Source organism: uncultured Agitococcus sp. (assembly GCF_937920075.1).
Taxonomy (GTDB): Bacteria; Pseudomonadota; Gammaproteobacteria; order Pseudomonadales; family Moraxellaceae; genus Agitococcus.
Map to the genome: position 1 here is coordinate 1 of NZ_CALETI010000334.1, position 19,052 is coordinate 19,052.

Below are 19,052 nucleotides of genomic sequence, written 5' to 3' on the forward strand. Positions count from 1 at the left end.
TGCCTAAATTCTATTGCCATTCATCTTTTAGGTGATATTTGCCAATAATTTGGCTCTGGGCAATGTATCTGATAGCCTCTATTACCAATTCCCTGCACAAATTTAATAAAAAAAACCACCTCAATTTTATAATTATCAAGCTCCACTAAAAATATAGCCTTGTCCTTGCCTGTAGTCTTTTCATTTTTAGCGTGGTAGTAATAATCTTTATCAATAACGCCTTTTTTGGGAGGCTCTAACAAGCTAACTTTGGCAGTATTCCAATCTCTTATTTTTTTATCTTTTGTAAATTTGAAAACATAATCATCAGCCGCAGCAGGCGCAAATACGGAGTATTCAGCACTTTTATCGTTAATATCTATTTTTTGCTGTGGAATAAGTTGGCATACACCAATACTATTTGTTGAGTTTTTATCTGCTTTGACTATCACTCCCTCATCAAACCCTGCATAAACCACACTCGCGGCACACAGTAAAAAAGCACAAAGTAACTTTTTCATATTTTTTCTGTCCTTAAATATTTTCAAAACTTGCTCTAATATCGGCTATGGTAATAAAAAGTTTGTTAGGCGCATCGTTAAATGCCGTAAAACCATATTTTTGATAAAACTGTTTTACGCCATCTTTAGCATCAACAATCACTAGTGGAAAACCCACACTATCACTAACATCTAAAAGTTTTTTTAGTGCATCTATCAATAACCACTCACCAAAACCTTGATTTTTATAGCGTACATCAACTGCTAAACGAGCAATTAAACCGCCAGAATTTGAAGATTGATGTCGTTTTTGTAATGTTTCGGGTAAGGCTTTTATATCTATTGGTGTCATGGTGAGCGTATAAAAACCAACAATTTGAGCATCATTATGCGCATCTTCAAGCACAAAAGTTCTAGTATTGTCTTTTTTAGCCTGTTGACTTGCCATAACCTTTAAATAGTTATTTAAGGTCTCAATACCACAATCAAAACCATTTCTGTTATGTTTGGTTTTGTCTAACAGTACCGTTTTCATTGTGAACGCGCTTGATAACGTGCAGCCGCCGCTTTGAGATGCTGATTGGCTCTTGGCGGTCTATCTAAAGCATCCATCAGTAGCATTGCATCTTTTTCTGTTAGCCTTAACACTTGTTCTTGTTCAATAATTTGCTTCGCTTTTTCAATCGCTGCATTGAGTACAAATGAGTTAATACTCGCTATGCCTGAAATAGCAGCGGCCTGACTGAGCAACTGTTGAGTATCAATATCAACACGTGCTGTAATTCTTGGTAATGCTGTTGCCATATTTTATACCTCACGTGCCAAAATGGCACATCAGCCATTATCTCGCTAAATGCCGTAAATATCAACTAGCACACTTTTCACTCAACCACCCGCCAATAATCCACCTTCAACTGCAAACGGCTTTTATTTCTAAAGGTATTCACATCTAAACGATATGCCAAAAACAACTTCTGAGTTTGTGCTGACCACTGACGCATATCCACATTAAAAGCAATCGCTTCTAAATCTTCACCCGTCACAGGATGTTTTAACAACCATTTTAAGTGTTTTTCCTTTAACACCGTAAAATCACGCAACTCAAACTCGCCTTCAAAAATCGGCTCAGGAAAGGCTTGTCCCCACGGGCCACTGTGGCGCAATAATTGTGCTAATTCCAAATTAATGTCTTGGGCAGCTAATTCACCATCGGTCAAAATGGTTGCGGTTAAATGTTCTTCGGTGGCTTGCTCAGCAATCACTTGGCTAAATGCTTGTTGAAAAGCCTGAAAATTCGCACGAGGAATAGTCATGCCTGCGGCCATTGCATGACCACCAAAATAACTGACCAATCCTGCGTGACGCACGGTGACTAACTCAATGGCATCACGAATATGAATACCCTGAATTGACCGTGCCGAGCCTTTAATTAAATCGCTCTGCTCATCGACAGGCGCAAAAACAATCGAAGGCCGATGAAATTTTTCTTTTAAACGCCCTGCGACAATGCCAATGACACCCTGATGCCAAGAAGCATCAAATAAGACAATAGCAGGTGGTAAATTCTCTTCATTAAAATTCAGTTGTTGCATGGTTGCTAAGGCTTGCTGCTGCATATCCCCTTCAATGCTACGTCGTTCAATATTTAAGTCATCTAATTCTTGGGCATATTGTTGGGCTAATATCGGTGAATCTGCCAACAAACACTCAATGCCATGCGACATATCATCCAAACGCCCTGCGGCATTCAGGCGTGGTGCAACGGCAAAGGCTAAATCTTCGGCTTGAATGGTTTCGCGTTCACGTTTGGCCACTGCCAATAAGGCTTTAATCCCTTCTCGACATTGCCCTGCTCTAATCCGCTCTAGTCCTTGCGCCACTAAAATACGGTTATTGTCATCCAAAGCCACCACATCAGCGACCGTTCCCAACGCAACAATATCCAAAAAATCGCTCATTCGGGGCATGGGTCTGTTGTTAAACCAACCTATACTTTTAAGATGGGTACACAAGGCCGCCATGACATAAAAAGCCACACCTACCCCTGCAATGCTTTTACTCGGGAAAGGACAATTGGCTTGATTTGGATTGATAATCGCATCGGCATCAGGCAGTTGTTTGCCTGTTAAATGATGGTCGGTAATCAGCACTTTTACGCCTGCTTGTTTGGCACGCTCTACCCCTTCACGACTAGAAATCCCATTATCCACGGTAATAATTAATTGCGGATTTTTTTCATTTAAAGCGACTTCAACAATTTCGGGCGTTAAGCCATAACCAAACTTAAAACGATTTGGTACTAAATAATCAACAGAGTTTGCGCCCATCGCACGCAAGGCTAACACCACCACACTGGTACTGGTTGCGCCATCGGCATCAAAATCACCGACAATTAAAATGCGTTGTTGCTGTTGTAAAGCCTGAGTAAGTAAGGCTAAGGCTTGAGGCATTCCTAATAATTGTTCTGGTCGTGCTAAGGTTTTTAGCTGATGTTGCACTTGCTGTGGATGTTGTATTCCACGTGCGGCATAAACTCGCGCTAAAACAGGATGCAAATGTTGAAGACTATCGGAGATAGGAGGAATGGGACGTTGTTTAATAAGTTTGGTCATACATTAAAAGTCGCTAGATATTGTTAGGCTGCGTATTGGCTAATGTTGTTATCGTGATAAGTCACTTTATTATTTGCAGTTAGCGTGATTAAGCCAAGCTCTAGCAACTGATTAAATGAACTTTCGGCAGCATTCAGGTCTTGACCATAATATGAGCGTAAACTATTTAATAAGCTCGTTGGGCTACTTGGCCTATTTTTTTGCTGTATGATTAATTTTTGACAATAACCTTTTAAGGTTGTTTCTTTAATGTTTACAATCGTTGTCGTCACTTCTTCTTTTTTTAAACTAATACGCTCTGCTGTTCGACCATAACTTTTGAGTAATTTGATGGTATGGTCTAAATCGGCATCATCTGACACAATAACAAAATGGGTGTTTTTGGGCTGCTCAGCCATTAGCATACCTGCCAAAAAACAAATACCAAAATCAGCGGCGTTTTTACCTGTATTGGGCATTTTGATAATTTTTAATCGTTGTTGATTAATCATTTCGTTTAATGGCATTAGCCAATCTAAAGGGATTTTTGCACCAGTTTGGGCATAACAAATAATTACTTGCTGAAATTTTTCCAAATCTTTCAATAATACATTTAATTGACTCGGGCAATTCTCCAAGTCTATCAACAGAATTTGTGTCTGATTAACAGTGGGCAATAACGTACTATCCATCAAATCTTTCCTTTTATTTTGACAGTATTTGTTGATTACTAAAGAATTGATTATCTATTTCTAGTAATTCAATATTTTTTAATTTTTTGACACCAATCCCACACTCAATCATCATTTCAACTAATTCAACACCATCTATTAAACGCACATCATACATATTTAGGCTTTTAACATATTCCTCTGCACCTTCAGTAAACTTAGATGTTGTCATAAACACACCAATTTTTGCACGATGTGGGTCTAATGCACCTACAAAACGTTGAACCTCTGGACGTTGCACAGAATTTGTGGTGTATCTTTTTGACTGTACATAATGAATAACTTTACCGCGAATACGGTCATATTTAGTCACAATACCATCAATACCGCCATCTCCAGATTGACCTTGTTGTGTGAGATGTTTTCTAAACTCTTCTAGTGGCTGGCCTTCATAAAGCAAATGCCCCAAAATCAATACCGATAGTTCTTCAAATTGTTTCGGGCTAATACTCTTTACTTTAGACAATAATTCTTCACGGAGCTTTTTATGCTGCTCTGTTATTAGATGAGAAATATCACTATTCGAAAATTGTTTGTCTTGTTTTTTGGGCTCAGGCTTATTATCTGCTAACAAATTAACACAGCGATTAATTGCTGATGCTACCGTCACCTTATTTAGTACACTTGTACTAACATCTTCTTTTCTCATATCATAAACATTAAAAAACCTAATTCTCTTATTTATTTCATTATCAAACTGTTTCAAAAATTCATCAGCTTGATGCAAAATGCGATGTCTTTTTGAATCTTCTGCTAATTCAGATAGATACTCTGCATCATCATATTTTTGCTCATAGCGTTGGTTAATACGTATTGTCACTTGATAGTTAATAAAATTTACAAAACTTGAGTGTTCCATCAATTCTAAAAAAGAAATCTCATTTAGTTTTAAGCTTTTCTTCTTGTTTAAAAAATCAATGCCTTTATTGCTAATGGTAAATGGAATACTCACGCCTCTACGCTCTGCAGACAAAAGCTCTGCCTCTTGCAGCATTTTTCTTGCCAAAGAAACCAAATATTTTAAAGAGTCTTGATGGTAGGGCGGTAACTCTGACTTAAACACACTTTTGAGATGTGTCAACGCACGTCCCTCATTAAAACGCATCTCGTTTTCTGCTTCCAACAATAACTCATATAAAATTCGCTCAAATGCTGGATAATTCATTAATACTCCTTAACTATAAAATTATTGCTATTGATAATAACAATATTACCATCAGACTATCGGAGATAGGGGTAATGGGACGTTGTTTAATAAGTTTGGTCATGGTAGATGTTTAATTCTGCTTTTTAATTTATCGTAAACCTCATTGTTCTCACGTTTACCTATGATTAAAACTAATACAGTAATTTCACCATCGTTTACTTCATAAGCTAAACGATAACCTACTGTGCGTAATTTAATTTTGTATACCGATTCATAACCACTGAGTTTATCGACTGGGACTTTTGGATTTTCTAAACGCTCTAATAACTTTTTCTTAAATTGTGTTTGAATGACGGGCGCAAGTTTTTGCCACTCTTTCCATGCACTAGGCAAAAACTTTAATTTATAAGTCATCTATATTTACCTCAATCGCTTGAGATTTTTCATGCTGACGAGCTGTAATTAACTGTGTTAATTGATAATCATCCAATAACTCCATCAGCTTTTCATAAGTTTCAGCCGCCAACAAATAGGCCGCAGGTTTGTTGTGGTTAAGCACAGCTACAGGTAAACCTTCCGCCTGCTCTAAAATAGCCGTTGGATTACGTTTTAATTCCGAAATGCTCACCGAATGCGCTGCAAGAATTTGATTCATAATTTATCTCTTAAATAAGCTCTGTTTTTAATACTAATTTAGATATTTATAATAGATTTTCGCTCAAAAAAAAAGCCTCATCAAGTTAGATGAGGCTTTTATTAACTAATATAGAACTGAGACTGCTTATTTAGCAGCCCTGTCGCATATAGCCAACATTACAATCCCATAGACTGCAAAATACTATCACGCACTTGGTCTAAAGTGGCATCAATGGTTTTTAATACAGCGGTATTATTACATTGAGCAATTGCGGTATCTGGGTCTTTTAAGCCATTACCTGTTAAGGTACAAACAATGGTTGAACCCTCTGGAATACGGCCACTTTTAATGTCACGAATCGCACCACCAATGGAGGCGGCAGAAGCAGGCTCACAGAAAATCCCTTCATACATCGCTAATTGACGTTGCATATCCAAAATTTCTTGGTCGCTTAATTCATCAAACCAACCACCAGATTCTTCTTGGACTTTTAAGGCTTGTGCCCAGCTTTGTGGATTACCAATACGAATCGCGGTAGCAACAGTTTCAGGATTTTTGACTGCTGCGCCACGCATAAATGGTGCAGAACCTGCAGCTTGATAACCAATCATTTTTGGACGGCTACCATTCATTGGGCCACCTGTAAAACGGCAATGACCATTACAGAAAGAACAAGAATCAGTTGGCTTGTGACCTGCTGGCGTGGAGTATTCGCAATAACCAATCCAATGCGCGGTAATGTTACCTGCATTCCCAACTGGCAAACAATGATAATCAGGCGCACGACCTAATTCTTCAACAATTTCAAAGGCAGCGGTTTTTTGACCTTGCAAACGATATGGATTCACTGAGTTAACAATCGTGACGGGTGCTTGGCTGGCCACTTGTTTAACTAATTCCATGCCATCATCAAAATTACCACGAATTTGTAAGGTAATCGCGCCATACATCATAGCTTGAGCTAATTTACCCATGGCAATTTTGCCTTCTGGAATTAACACAAACGCTTTAATGCCAGCACGTGCAGCATAAGCAGCGGCAGCCGCAGAGGTATTACCTGTAGAAGCACAAATAATTGCTTGGCTACCCTCTTCAACCGCTTTCGTCACCGCCATGGTCATACCACGGTCTTTAAAAGAACCCGTTGGATTTAAGCCTTCATATTTGACATAAATATCGACATCTTTGCCAATGAGCTTGGGAATATTTTTTAAGCGAATTAAAGGTGTATTACCTTCACCTAAAGAAATAATACGGGTATCGTCAGAAATAGGTAAATAATCACGGTATCTGTTAATTAAACCTGTGTAGCGCATAATTTTCTCTCTACAAAAACATCTACTCTCACTCGTTGAGTGGAAGTCGGGAATGGGTTAAGCATCTAAGGCTTCTAAACGAACACGCACCACAGGTGCAACAATATCAGCTAAAGCTTCTAAACCACCAATGGCACGATTCATTTCGCGCTCAATGACAGGCTTAGTTAAAATAATCACAGGTACTGTACCTGCTTCATGAGCAGGTTTTTGTAAAATCGCTTCAATGCTGATGCCATTTTCACTCAAAATACGCGTCACATCGGCCAATACACCCGATTTATCATTAGCTTGTAAACGTAAATAATAAGCAGTTTTTACCGCTTCAACTGGTAATACGGGGATATCGGCTAAGGCATCAGGCTGAAACGCTAAATGCGGTACACTGTTAATATTTTCTACATTCAACGAACGCACGATATCCACAATATCGGCAACGACAGCAGAACCTGTCGCGCCTGCGCCTGCACCTGCGCCATAATATAAGGTCGAGCCAACCGCATCAGACTGGACTAAGACCGCATTTTTAACGCCATTGACGTTAGCAATTAAACGCTGCTCTGGAATTAAAGTCGGATGAACACGCAATTCGATACCATCTGTAGTACGACGAGCAATGCCTAAATGCTTAATTCTAAAACCTAATTCTTCGGCATAACTCACGTCTTCACGCGTTAGTTTAGTAATACCTTCGGTATAGACTTTTTCGAATTGCAACGGAATACCAAAAGCCAAAGACGCCAAAATAGTTAATTTATGCGCAGCATCAATCCCTTCAACATCAAAGGTTGGATCTGCTTCGGCATATCCTAAGGCTTGGGCTTCTTTTAAGACATCGGCAAAATCACGACCTTTTTCACGCATTTCGGTCAAAATGAAATTGCCTGTACCATTAATAATACCTGCCAACCAATCAATACGGTTTGCAGATAAGCCTTCTCTTAACACTTTAATAATTGGCACACCACCAGCAACAGCCGCTTCAAAAGCAACAAAGACGCCTTTTGCTTCAGCCGCGCCAAAGATTTCATTACCATATTGGGCTAATAAGGCTTTATTAGCTGTCACTACGTGTTTGCCATTAGCAATCGCTTGTAACACCAATTCTCGCGCGGTGGTTGTGCCACCAATCACTTCGACCACAATATCGACTTCGGGGTCATTGACCACCGCAAAAATATCACGGCTAACAGTGACACCAGTTAAATCATATTGTGGATAATCACGACGCGCGCCCACATGACTGACAATAATATCGCGGCCAGTTCGACGACTAATTTCTGCGGCATTCGCTTTTAATAAATTAAACGCACCGCCACCGACTGTACCTAGCCCGACGATGCCAATTTTAACTGGTTTCACCCTATCACCTATTATGTAACGAGATTATATATTCAAGAATAAAAGTCGCTAATGATATAACGCTTTATCAAAAAAATGTAGAGAGATTAGACAAGAGATGCGACTTAGGCATTAAACAATCTGCCTAAGTCGATTTTGTAGAATAATTTATTTAATTTTCATTAATGCAGCCATATCTTTTGCCGATAAATAACCACCGACTTGTGTACCATCTTCTAAAAATACAGCTGGTGTACCACGAACTCCCACTTCTTGACCAAGCTCATATTGTTGTTTAATTGGGTTTTGACAGCTTGCAGGCGTGACAGGCTGATTACGCTTCATGGCGGTCATTGCCGCATTACGATCTGTAGCACACCAAATAGCATCCATTTTTTGAGACGTTGGTGAGGGATAACCCGCTCTTGGAAAAGCCAAATAACGGATTTCGATACCCATTTGACTTAATACAGGAATTTCTTCATGAATTTTTCGGCAATAACCACAATCAACATCGGTAAACACATAAGCAACACCTTTAGCTTTGCCATTTGCGGCAGGGAAAATCACCATATCTTTTAAAGGAACAGATGCTAATAACTCTTTACGATGTGCAGCCATGCCTTGCTCAGTAATATTGGTTAATTTAGCACCATTTAACTCAATCACTTCACCTTGTATCATATAACGACCGTCAGCCGTCATATAAGCCGTACCATAACCCTTGGCCTTAATTTCATATAGCCCTGCCACGCTTTGCTTAACAGAGGTAATCTCTGCATCAGGAATAGCACTCTTTAAATTAGCACGAATCACTTCTTCGACTTTACTTTGCTCGGCACTACTGACTGTCGTCACCGCTTTTTTATTATCAGCCGCGACGGGAGGTTCTGCCTGAGAACAAGCACTGGTCATTACTAAACTTAGCGATAAGGCTAAATGTGAAAACTTAATCATGTGATAACTCCAATTTTTTTTAGCTTATCGCTAAATATGCGGTCATTGTGTGATTTTTTGTTAGCCACGCGGATGATGCTGTTGATGCAATTGCTGTAATCGCGCTCTTGCCACATGGGTATAAATTTGGGTGGTTGATAAATCGCTATGTCCCAACAACATTTGTACCACACGTAAATCAGCCCCATGATTTAACAAATGTGTGGCAAAAGCATGGCGTAATGTGTGTGGCGATAGTTCTCGCTCTATACCCGCTTGTTTGGCATACGCTTTAATCGCATACCAAAAATTTTGCCGACTCATAAAACCGCCAACACGACTAGGAAACAAAGCCTCATTCGCTTGGCCACGCACCAACTCTGGCCGCCCCTCTTGTAAATATTCAATCAACCAATCCCTTGCCATTGCTCCCATCGGCACCAATCGCTCTTTACTGCCTTTACCCCTAACCCGAATAAAACCTGCACGCAGATTAGGCTCATCTAAACTCAGTGAGACCAACTCTGTCACACGCAAACCACAGGCATATAATAACTCTAACATCGCTTTATCACGCAAACCTAAGGCTGTATTTAAATCAGGTGCATTTAATAATGATTCAACATCTTGCTCTGATAAAACTTTGGGCAAAGGCTGCCCCAAACGAGGACTTTCTAAATCTAAAGTAGGATCAATCTGCAAATGTTTTTCGGCAATCTGTAAACGATAAAAATGCCTTGCAGCCGACAAACAACGTGCCACCGAACGTGGATTACGCCCCTCTTCGGCTAAAAAACGTAAATACTCCGCAAAATCAGTTTTATCGAATTGTGAAAGTGCTTTACCACGCCACAAAACTAATTGTTTTAAATCTTGCAAATAGGCATTAATACTATGCTGACTTAAAGCTTGAGCCACCAAACGGTCTCGTAACCATTGCAATTCTTGGCCTGCTTGATCATCAGTCAACACAATAGGTGCTAAAGTACGTGTTTTTGCTCGACGTTGACGCGTATTTTTTGGCTTTTCGGTCATTGTTATTCAATCCATAAAAAAAGCGACTATCAAAGTCGCTTTTTTATCAAAAATCCGTTGTTTTTATAAGACTTACGCGGTTATCGCTTATTTATTTACATTTTAACCGTTTATAACGGTTTTATGTTCATAAAACGCGCTAATTGCAGAGCAATGCGTAAGTCTTGCGCAAATTATTTAGCGCGAGCAACCAATTTTTCTTTAATACGTGCAGACTTACCAGTACGATCACGGAGGTAGTACAATTTAGCACGACGTACAGCACCACGACGTTTAACTTCGATAGAAGCAACTAATGGAGAGTGCGTTTGGAAAACACGTTCAACGCCAACACCGTTAGAAATTTTACGTACGGTAAAAGCAGAGTTTAAACCTGCATTTTTCTTAGCAATTACAACACCTTCATAGGCCTGTAAACGCTCACGATCACCTTCTTTTACTTTTACTTGGACAACAACAGTGTCACCAGCACCAAAAGCAGGTACGTCTTGTTTCATTTGAGCTTGTTCGATGCTCTGAATAATTGGGTGCTTACCACTCATGGTAAAACTCCTAAAAAGAATCAGTATGTGATTATAAATACTGATAAGTTACAGAGGCTATGAGTTATCACTCGGCGCATATAACTGTTAATTCACAGTCTTAATTAGAACTTAAGCACTGGGCAAAATTCTATCATTAATTAGACTGACCTATATCGTCATTGCTTAACTCGTGTTTTATTTGAGTTAACAATCGACGCTGCTCTGCATTCAAAGTTGCAGAAGCCAACAAATCAGGACGGCGTATTAAAGTACGACGCAGACTTTCTTGCCATCGCCACCGCTGAATCAGTGCATGATTACCTGAGAGTAAAACATCAGGAACAGCCATCCCCCGATACACTTCTGGTCGAGTATAATGTGGGCAATCTAACAAACCAGACACAAAAGAGTCCTGCTCCGCTGATTGTTTATCCCCTAATACTCCATCAATACGTCTGCTGATTGCATCAATTAGCACCATGGCTGGTAGCTCACCACCAGACAACACGTAATCACCAATTGACCATTCCGCATCAACATATTGTGCTAGCAAGCGCTCATCCACACCCTCATAACGACCACACAACAAAATAAACCCTTCAGCTTGGGCTAATTCTAGTGTCGCTACCTCATTAAATTGTTGCCCTTGAGGCGACAAATAAATCACTGGCGCAGAAATACCTAAACTAGCAGCACGTGCTTTTGCAGCAACAATTGCCTTCGCCAATGGCTCAATCAACATCACCATACCCGGCCCACCGCCGTAGGGACGCTCATCAACCCGACGATAATTATCTTCCGTAAAATCGCGTGGATTCCACATTTCTAACTGAAGCAAATTGTGCTTTACTGCTCTCCCCGTCATGCCAAAGTCAGAAATAGCTTTAAACATCTCAGGAAATAGCGTAATAACGCCAAACCACATCACCGTGTTCTCGCGATTTAAAAGTCAATATCCCAATCCACCACCAAGCGGCGATTAACAATATCAACAGCTGTCACAACTTGTTCAGGAATCCACGGAATAAGGCGTTCTTGACTGTCTATGCTGCCTGCGCAAGCGCGGACAACCAACACATCATTGGCACCCGTTTCCATTAAGCTATACACCTGCCCTAATAATTGACCATTCACTGTCCAAACTTGTAAATCAACTAAGTCTGACCAGTAATAATCACCTTCGGGAAGGTCTGGTAAATTAGCTTTTGCCGTCCAGATAATTGCATTGTGTAAAGCTTCAGCAGCATTACGATCATTACAACCAGCCAAACGTGCAATAATACCTTTACCTTGTTCTCGCCACTCAACAACCTCAATTTCACGCCAATCTTTACCAATTTGCAAATACCATGGGGTATAAGCAAAGACATTGTCCATTGGCTCTGTATTAGCATAAATCCATACCCAACCTTTAATGCCATAAGCAGATTGAATACGGCCAATTGTTAATAATTGGTCAATTGCAGGAATGGCCATCACACAATTAAGCAGTAACAGCAGTTTTTGCTAATTGAGCAACACGATCAGAAGGTTGAGCACCTTGGCTGATCCAATAGTTATAACGATCAGTGTCTAAACGCACTTTTTCAGCAGCGCCTTGAGCAACTGGGTTGAAAAAACCAACACGTTCAATAAAACGACCATCACGAGCATTGCGACTGTCAGTCACAACAACTTGATAAAAAGGACGCTTTTTGGCACCGCCACGAGCTAAACGAATAACGACCATAATTGTATTCCACAAAAAAGAATATGACTTACGCTTTGCATCGCAACTAGCGGGTTTTGCTCGTTATACATCATCTAAAGATGATTTAACGAACAGATCAGCGACAACCGCGTCAGTCCTACAAATCAAGACTCACTCTAAAATAGGTGATTTTATCAATTTATGATTAAACATCTGCCTAGTTTTAAGATCGTAGTCTTCAAAGGGCGAGCATTGTACGGGAATTTGCGCTTTTATAAAAGAGATTAGCTAACAAAAGCGACAAAGTTATGGTATATAGCGAAGATTATTTTTTGCTTTTCGCTCAGAAATCACCGTTATGTTGTCTATTGCTCATCCAATCATTCGTTTTCCATTAATTTTAATGGCCGCAGCTTTTGCAATTTGGGCAACACAAACAGGGATTGCTGGTCTGTATCAATTTCAAGCACAAAGCCATTTTGAAACATGGCAAAACTTGCGTCTAAGCAAACCAAACTACACTGTTAGCCCCGAAGAATACCAAGACATTAGCGAAAAATACCGCCAAAGCATTAAGCTAACCCCCTACAACGCTGATTTTTATACCGCTTTTGCAGATATGCAACTATGGTACTTAGCCAATACCCCCAACATTCCTATCGAAGAACAAAAAAACATCAAAGCAAATATTTTAAGCCATTACCGCACTGCACTAGCACAACGCCCTACATGGCCATATAGCCATATTTATTTTGCAGTGATTAAAGCCCGTTTTGGTGATATTGATAATGAATTTATCCAATCCTTACATACTGCCAATAAACTAGGCAAAAATGAAGTTGATGTGATTCGTATTACTGTCGAATTAGGATTAGCCTTGTGGTCTCAATTAGATCAAAACACTCATAAGCTAATTGCAAATGCTATCGAACGTTCAATTTCATGGAATTTAAATGAGCAACTCAACAACAAAGAACGTATTTTTGCTCTCAGCTTAGTAGGAATGCATCAAAAACAAAAAGAAATCTGTGCTTTAATGTCTATAGAAAATCAGAAAAAATCGAATATGTGTGATTAGGAGAACTCAATAAAGTTCTCCCAATCGCTTGCCTTAAAACCAACCAATACTCAGCCAAGGCACATAGGTAATAATCAATACAGCAACCATTAACACCAATAAAAATGGAATTGCCGCTTGATATAACTCTATCATGGGACGTTTAAAACGATAACTGGCAATCATTAAATTCATACCCACAGGTGGCGTACAATACCCCAATTCCATATTAGCTAAGAAAATAATGCCCAAGTGTATAGGGTTAATACCATAGCCAATTGCCATTGGTAGTAACAAGGGGACCATAATCACTAATGCAGAAAAAATATCTAAAAAACAGCCTAAAATCAGCAAAAAGATATTTAACAACAATAAAAATGTCCATTTGCTATGAATATATTGTTGAACTAATTCAAATAGCTTAGTAGGGATTTCAGCCTCAATTAGCCAATTGGTAAAGGCCATCGCAACGCCTAAAATCAATAGAATTGCTCCAACCATGACCATAGCTTCACGCATAATACGTGCAAGTTGTTTTAAAGTAATTTCTCTATATATCAATACCGTCATTACTGTTACATATAAAGCAGTCACTGCTGCTGCTTCTGACACCGCAAAAAAACCACCATAAATACCACCTAAGACAAAAATAGGCATGGGTAATTCCCATTTGGCTTCGGCTGTTGCTTGTTTTAACTCAGTCCAAGAAAACTGCTGTAATGGAATAGGATTTTTGCGTGTTATCCAATAACCATATATAGATAACAATACAATCATCACTAAGGCAGGTAGCAAACCCGCTTTAAACATCGCTTCAATACTAACACCAGAACCTTGAGGCAACTGTTGGGCAATAATCGCATATAGAATTAATGGTAATGATGGTGGCAATAACAAGCCTAAAGAACCTGATGTTGTTACCAATCCCAAAGAAAATTTTTCGGTGTATCCTGCTTGTTTTAAGGCTGGGTATAATAATGCCCCTAAAGCGACAATCGTCGCACCACTTGCGCCTGTAAACGCAGTAAAAAAGGCACACGTACAAAAAGCGACTATCGCCAAACCACCTGGCATCCATCCCAATAAAGCACGAATCAGACGCACTAAACGTTGAGAAGTATTACCCTCGCCCAATAAATAACCTGCATAGGTAAATAATGGTAAGGCTAATAAAATAGGGGTATCCACCAAACGATACAACTCAACACCCAATACTGTTAATGAAGTATCTTGTTGAGTGAAACCTATTGCTGCGGCTCCTGCCAACACCACAAACAACGGCGCACCTAACAACGCCATGACAATTAATAACACGACCAACATAATAGTCATGTGCTAGATTCCTTGAGTTCTGCATTAATTAACAATAATAAAGACTGACACGTAAACCGAATTGCCATTAGTGCAAAACCAATCGGCATAATGCTTTCACACCACCATGTTGGAATGTTGGCAAACGCCATGACAGGAGCTTCATACTCCATTCTCACAAAGTCAAAACAATAATAAGCCAACATCGCACATACAACAGCACTAAATAACGCGACACAGGCAGCAACCAAACGTTTTACCGTTGCAGGTAAAAACTGAGAAATAACATCAATATTAATATGCTGTTGTTGACGTGTTGCCACCAATGCACCAATTAATGCAATCCATAACACCAGTATTCTTAATAATGAATCTGCCCACGTAATGCCTGTATCAAACAAATTTCTAAGCACAATTTGACTGACGGCTAAACCTATCATGGTTAATAATAAGCCGACTAGAATACTATCTTCTAAACGATGAATGACCGTCAGGAGCATATTGAGTGCTTTTTTCATTATGACTTCGCTGCGGGTTTAAAGGCTTTTAAATGGATACGCAACGCTTGTAAGGTAGCAGGATTAACAATGGCAGCTTGTTCAATTTTTTGAGTGGCAATAGAGGCATCTTTTTCCCATTCTGCTTGCTCTTGAACTGAAGGTTTGACCACTTTAATCCCTTGTTTTAATAATGCATTATATGCAGCTACGTTATCTTGGCGATTTTGCTTATCAATATCTCTAAACACGCGTTGCATCACTTCACGAACAATTGTCTGATCCGCTGGTTCAATTTTATTAAATGCTTTTTGATCAACTGCTAATACACCCACAAAATAACTTAATGGCAAGTCCGTTAAATATCTAACTTGACTATGCCATTGTAAAGCGAGTGTTCCAATCGGAGAAGACGCAACGGTATCAATAATGCCAGTTTGTAAACTTGGCAGCACATCTGCTAAGGACAAAGGAATAGGCGTTACTTGAAATGCCTTTAAGGTTTCTGCTGCTTGAACATCATTCTCAGGAATCCAAACCTTTTGCTTACGCAACTGTGTCACGGAAGGAATCGGTGCTGTCTTTGACATAGCATAAGCAAAACCGCCTTCGGCAAAACCAAAGTTAACCATTCCACCCTGCTCTAAACCTTTAGAAATGACAGTATCAAATTTTGCACGCACATAATCCACTTCGGCAAAATTTTTAAACAATAAAGGCATCGAATAAATTTGAGTATCTTTATTAAAATCAGACAAACTTCCAGCAGTTACCGCCCCACCATGCAATTGACCAATTTTAATTTTATTTAACACAGCACGATCATTACCCATCGTACCACCTGTATAAAATTTAAAGGTGACACGCTGTTGTGTTTTTTGCTCAATTTCTGTTGCACCAGCACGCATTTTAGTCATCCATGCAGATCCATCTGGTGACAATGTGGCAATTTTTAATGTTAATGCGTAAGCTGGATTGATCACAGCCGCCATTGCAAAAAGAAGAGCAATTTTTTTCATTACGATAAGTTCTCTAAAAATTAACCATCAAAATTTTAAAAATAATCATCAGCTGATTGTAATAAATTTTTGGCCTGTTGTTGTGCTAAAACATTCATTAAGGTTAAATTTCCTGCATGAGGATCTGCGCTTAGCACTTCGTTCAACAATCTATCATGTAATTCACGATCAAATAAAATCCGTGCATAATTTTTTGCATAATATACCTTAACCATTAAATTTTGTTGTTTTGACAAATCCCATGCTTTATCAAAATGTTGCTTACCAACCTCTGGTTGCCCACCTAAAGTAGGTGACAAAATTGTTGCTAATACGCCTAAATATAAATGAACACTTCCCTGTTGATAAGTGTCATCTAACTGTAAAATTCGATCCAAGATCATTTTAACTCTTGCCAAGTCACCAATTGCCGTCCAATCATCACTATTGGCCTGAATCCAACCTGCCCATGTTGTAGCTACCGTATATAAAATAGAAACATCATCTATTGTTGTTTTATTTAAAATTGGACTTAGTTGCTCAATAGATAACGATTTAACTTCACATAAATCTTTATGCTCTAAACATAAAGCACGCAACGCATAATTTAACGCTTTTTGATGAAATCCTTTACTTCTTATTGGCTCTACAACAAATGCACCAGCATAGGCACTATGCAAATCAGCGGATGCTTTCAGTAACATAATTGGTGGTTCAGGACTTTTAACTAAGCTATCTAATAATAATAAATAAGCTGGAAGTGCCTGTTGAATATAAATAGGATCATCGCTTTCCATAATCGCACCAGAAAAGTCTTGACCAAACTTTTCACCCTTAGCTGCAATTAATGAACTACATCCCATCGTAAAAATTATCAAACTATAAGCAATCAATCGTAGCAGTTTCATTCGTTTATCCAACTTCGTTCGTCAATGTTAAGAATTGTACTATGGAAAGCGGCCAAAAAACATTCTGTATTAAATTGTCCTACAAAGAGGATGCAATCTATTTAATAAAGTGTTACAATCTCGGACGCCGCTTAGTGAGATGCTGTTTTTTTGCACAAATACTGTGTAAGTATTCAAAAAGCGGGTCGTAATGAGCATTTATTTTGCAATTTGAGAGAGACATCATGCAAATCAAGAACATCGCCGTATCTGCTGCTATCATTGCTGCTTTAGCTTTTGCTGGTTGTGCAAAGAAAGAAGAAGCTCCAGCTCCAGAAGCTACTCCAGCTCCAGCTGCTGAAACAGCTGCTCCAGCTCCAGCTCCAGAAGCTGCTCCAGCTCCAGCAGCTGACGCTGCTGCCCCTGCTGCTGCTCCAGCTGACGCTGCTGCTCCAGCCGCTGCTCCAGCTGACGCTGCTGCTGCTCCAGCTCCAGCTGCTCAGTAATAGCTACTGCATAGCATTTAAAAAGGAGAGCTTAGGCTCTCCTTTTTTATTGCCCACATTTAAACAGGGCAATAAAAAAGCTCCCAAAGGAGCTTTTTAACTTGACATCCTCCCCACCCTCAAAGGGCGAAGATTCCTTCTACAAGACGGCAATGTCCTGCCGCACACCTCACTTAGTCACTAGAACATTCCTATTCGGTGAGATGCTTATTCCTTCATTGCCCTACCTTTCGGATTATTGACTGGCAACACGAACAATGACGGGAGGAATTTTTACTTTTTTCACTGCTCTGCGTACTCGCAAAAAACAAGCAGTAATCTGATATTAAGCCAATAGGTTTTCATATTCAAGGCCTTATTCTGTGAGTTTGATAAAATACTGCACTAAGCAGATTTCTTTTTCTGATTTTCCTCGCCATAAACATAGCTACCATAACCATAAGCATAGTATGCTGAATAGGCGCCATAGTATTGTGCGGCTTTTTTCATATTTACTTTATTTAATACTACGCCAATTACTGGTGCTTTTACTGCAGCTAAGCGATTAACGCCCGTACGTGCAGTATTGTGAGAAGTAACATCTGAACGAATCACATAAACAACAGCATCAACAACCTTAGAAATCAATAAAGCATCACTAACCAATAATGTGGGCGGCGAATCAATAATCACTCGATCGTATTCTTCACTAAATTTATGCAATAAATCGGCAAATTTTTGTGAGGATAATAATTCTGATGGGTTTGGAGGAATCAGACCTGCTGTTAATACATCAATATTTGCATCTTCCATATGTAAGATACAATCCTCTTTATCCGCAGTAGCCGCTACTAAATTGGATAAACCAGGGGTATTTGGTGGTAAATTCAGCACCTTGGCCACTGTTGGCTTACGCATATCTGCATCTATCAGCAAAACACGCTCCATTTGTCCTAAAGCAACTGCCAAATTAATCGCAGAGGTACTTTTTCCCTCACTAGGCACACTAGAAGTTAATACAATTGTTTTATGCGGTTTATCAATGCCCGATAAAACCACACTCGTACGCACAGTACGCATCGCCTCAGCATAACTTTTTTGTTTGTCATCCAAAAACAGTACAGCAGAAGCTTCTTTTTTCTTTTGTTTAACAATGGGTACCATACCTAATACAGAAAGACCCAATTTGTCTTCTACATCCTCAACACCTTTAAATGTAGAATCCAAATAATCTAGCAAAAAGGCTAATACTGCACCCAAAACTAAACTCATCACTAATGCCAATGCAATCAACAAACTTTTCTTGGGCTTAAAAGGTAAACTAGGAACAACAGCAGGATCAATCACACGAGCATTTGCTGTTTCAAGCTCTAAGCTATCATTGGCTTGT

At 39.4% G+C, this 19,052-nt stretch carries 23 protein-coding genes; 2 read left to right on the plus strand and 21 right to left on the minus strand.

From position 1 onward, the window contains the following. Positions 1-20: 20 nt before the first annotated feature. The 16 genes from Q0212_RS11510 to rpsP form a co-directional block, all read right to left on the minus strand. On the minus strand, positions 21-500 hold the full coding sequence (locus Q0212_RS11510) for a hypothetical protein (RefSeq protein WP_297925605.1): 480 nt from the start codon (positions 498-500) through the stop codon (positions 21-23). Positions 501-513: 13 nt separating this feature from the next. Continuing rightward, a complete protein-coding gene (locus Q0212_RS11515) occupies positions 514-1,014 on the minus strand; it encodes a GNAT family N-acetyltransferase (protein ID WP_297925608.1) in 501 nt (166 codons plus the stop codon). Further along, on the minus strand, positions 1,011-1,283 hold the full coding sequence (locus Q0212_RS11520) for a DUF1778 domain-containing protein (RefSeq protein ID WP_297925610.1): 273 nt from the start codon (positions 1,281-1,283) through the stop codon (positions 1,011-1,013). Before Q0212_RS11520 ends, Q0212_RS11515 begins: the two co-directional genes overlap by 4 nt. A 77-nt stretch (positions 1,284-1,360) precedes the next feature. Then, on the minus strand, positions 1,361-3,091 hold the full coding sequence (gene recJ, locus Q0212_RS11525; RefSeq protein ID WP_297925612.1) for a single-stranded-DNA-specific exonuclease RecJ: 1,731 nt from the start codon (positions 3,089-3,091) through the stop codon (positions 1,361-1,363). A gap of 23 nt (positions 3,092-3,114) precedes the next feature. Beyond that, on the minus strand, positions 3,115-3,762 hold the full coding sequence (locus Q0212_RS11530; RefSeq protein WP_297925614.1) for a PIN domain-containing protein: 648 nt from the start codon (positions 3,760-3,762) through the stop codon (positions 3,115-3,117). Between the two features lie 13 nt (positions 3,763-3,775). Then, the gene (locus Q0212_RS11535; protein ID WP_297925617.1) at positions 3,776-4,966 is read right to left on the minus strand and encodes a restriction endonuclease; all 1,191 of its coding nucleotides are present in this window, start codon (positions 4,964-4,966) and stop codon (positions 3,776-3,778) included. A gap of 99 nt (positions 4,967-5,065) precedes the next feature. Further along, the gene (locus Q0212_RS11540; protein ID WP_297925619.1) at positions 5,066-5,362 is read right to left on the minus strand and encodes a type II toxin-antitoxin system RelE/ParE family toxin; all 297 of its coding nucleotides are present in this window, start codon (positions 5,360-5,362) and stop codon (positions 5,066-5,068) included. Next, a complete protein-coding gene (locus Q0212_RS11545; RefSeq protein ID WP_107866004.1) occupies positions 5,352-5,603 on the minus strand; it encodes a type II toxin-antitoxin system prevent-host-death family antitoxin in 252 nt (83 codons plus the stop codon). Before Q0212_RS11545 ends, Q0212_RS11540 begins: the two co-directional genes overlap by 11 nt. A 158-nt stretch (positions 5,604-5,761) precedes the next feature. Then, positions 5,762-6,901 (minus strand): threonine synthase, encoded by a 1,140-nt coding sequence (gene thrC, locus Q0212_RS11550; RefSeq protein ID WP_297925623.1) that lies wholly within the window; start codon positions 6,899-6,901, stop codon positions 5,762-5,764. Positions 6,902-6,958: 57 nt separating this feature from the next. Further along, positions 6,959-8,263, minus strand: a complete 1,305-nt coding sequence (locus Q0212_RS11555; RefSeq protein ID WP_297925625.1) for a homoserine dehydrogenase — start codon at positions 8,261-8,263, stop codon at positions 6,959-6,961. A 147-nt stretch (positions 8,264-8,410) separates the two neighbouring features. Then, complete coding sequence (locus Q0212_RS11560) at positions 8,411-9,199, minus strand: DsbC family protein (RefSeq protein WP_297925627.1); 789 nt, start codon at positions 9,197-9,199, stop codon at positions 8,411-8,413. 60 nt (positions 9,200-9,259) lie between these two features. Then, positions 9,260-10,213: a site-specific tyrosine recombinase XerD gene (gene xerD, locus Q0212_RS11565; RefSeq protein WP_297925630.1), complete on the minus strand. Its 954-nt coding sequence runs from the start codon at positions 10,211-10,213 to the stop codon at positions 9,260-9,262. 173 nt (positions 10,214-10,386) lie between these two features. Further along, positions 10,387-10,755: a 50S ribosomal protein L19 gene (gene rplS / locus Q0212_RS11570; protein ID WP_297925632.1), complete on the minus strand. Its 369-nt coding sequence runs from the start codon at positions 10,753-10,755 to the stop codon at positions 10,387-10,389. Positions 10,756-10,891: 136 nt separating this feature from the next. Further along, on the minus strand, positions 10,892-11,662 hold the full coding sequence (gene trmD / locus Q0212_RS11575; protein ID WP_297925634.1) for a tRNA (guanosine(37)-N1)-methyltransferase TrmD: 771 nt from the start codon (positions 11,660-11,662) through the stop codon (positions 10,892-10,894). Between the two features lie 17 nt (positions 11,663-11,679). Beyond that, positions 11,680-12,213 (minus strand): ribosome maturation factor RimM, encoded by a 534-nt coding sequence (gene rimM, locus Q0212_RS11580; protein WP_297925636.1) that lies wholly within the window; start codon positions 12,211-12,213, stop codon positions 11,680-11,682. 7 nt (positions 12,214-12,220) lie between these two features. After that, a complete protein-coding gene (rpsP, locus tag Q0212_RS11585) occupies positions 12,221-12,466 on the minus strand; it encodes a 30S ribosomal protein S16 (RefSeq protein ID WP_297925637.1) in 246 nt (81 codons plus the stop codon). A 319-nt stretch (positions 12,467-12,785) separates the two neighbouring features. Here rpsP and Q0212_RS11590 point away from each other — a divergent pair, with 319 nt between their 5' ends. Then, the gene (locus Q0212_RS11590) at positions 12,786-13,505 is read left to right on the plus strand and encodes a hypothetical protein (RefSeq protein ID WP_297925640.1); all 720 of its coding nucleotides are present in this window, start codon (positions 12,786-12,788) and stop codon (positions 13,503-13,505) included. A gap of 33 nt (positions 13,506-13,538) precedes the next feature. Here Q0212_RS11590 and Q0212_RS11595 read toward each other — a convergent pair whose 3' ends face one another. Genes Q0212_RS11595 through Q0212_RS11610 form a run of 4 tightly spaced genes read right to left on the minus strand, consistent with a single transcriptional unit; the run spans position 13,539 to position 17,198 of the window. Next, positions 13,539-14,816: a TRAP transporter large permease gene (locus tag Q0212_RS11595; RefSeq protein WP_297925641.1), complete on the minus strand. Its 1,278-nt coding sequence runs from the start codon at positions 14,814-14,816 to the stop codon at positions 13,539-13,541. Beyond that, positions 14,813-15,313, minus strand: a complete 501-nt coding sequence (locus Q0212_RS11600) for a TRAP transporter small permease (protein ID WP_297925643.1) — start codon at positions 15,311-15,313, stop codon at positions 14,813-14,815. Before Q0212_RS11600 ends, Q0212_RS11595 begins: the two co-directional genes overlap by 4 nt. After that, positions 15,313-16,311, minus strand: a complete 999-nt coding sequence (gene dctP, locus Q0212_RS11605) for a TRAP transporter substrate-binding protein DctP (protein ID WP_297925645.1) — start codon at positions 16,309-16,311, stop codon at positions 15,313-15,315. The genes Q0212_RS11600 and dctP overlap by 1 nt, the downstream gene beginning before the upstream one ends. A gap of 35 nt (positions 16,312-16,346) precedes the next feature. Continuing rightward, the gene (locus Q0212_RS11610; RefSeq protein WP_297925648.1) at positions 16,347-17,198 is read right to left on the minus strand and encodes a TRAP transporter TatT component family protein; all 852 of its coding nucleotides are present in this window, start codon (positions 17,196-17,198) and stop codon (positions 16,347-16,349) included. 224 nt (positions 17,199-17,422) lie between these two features. Here Q0212_RS11610 and Q0212_RS11615 point away from each other — a divergent pair, with 224 nt between their 5' ends. Further along, positions 17,423-17,683 carry a hypothetical protein gene (locus Q0212_RS11615; protein WP_297925650.1) on the plus strand — a complete coding sequence of 87 codons (261 nt, stop codon included), beginning with the start codon at positions 17,423-17,425 and terminating at the stop codon, positions 17,681-17,683. Positions 17,684-18,067: 384 nt separating this feature from the next. Here the strand turns inward: Q0212_RS11615 and Q0212_RS11620 are convergent. Beyond that, positions 18,068-19,052 (minus strand): polysaccharide biosynthesis tyrosine autokinase (locus tag Q0212_RS11620; RefSeq protein WP_297925652.1); only part of this gene is annotated, 985 nt, incomplete at its 5' end.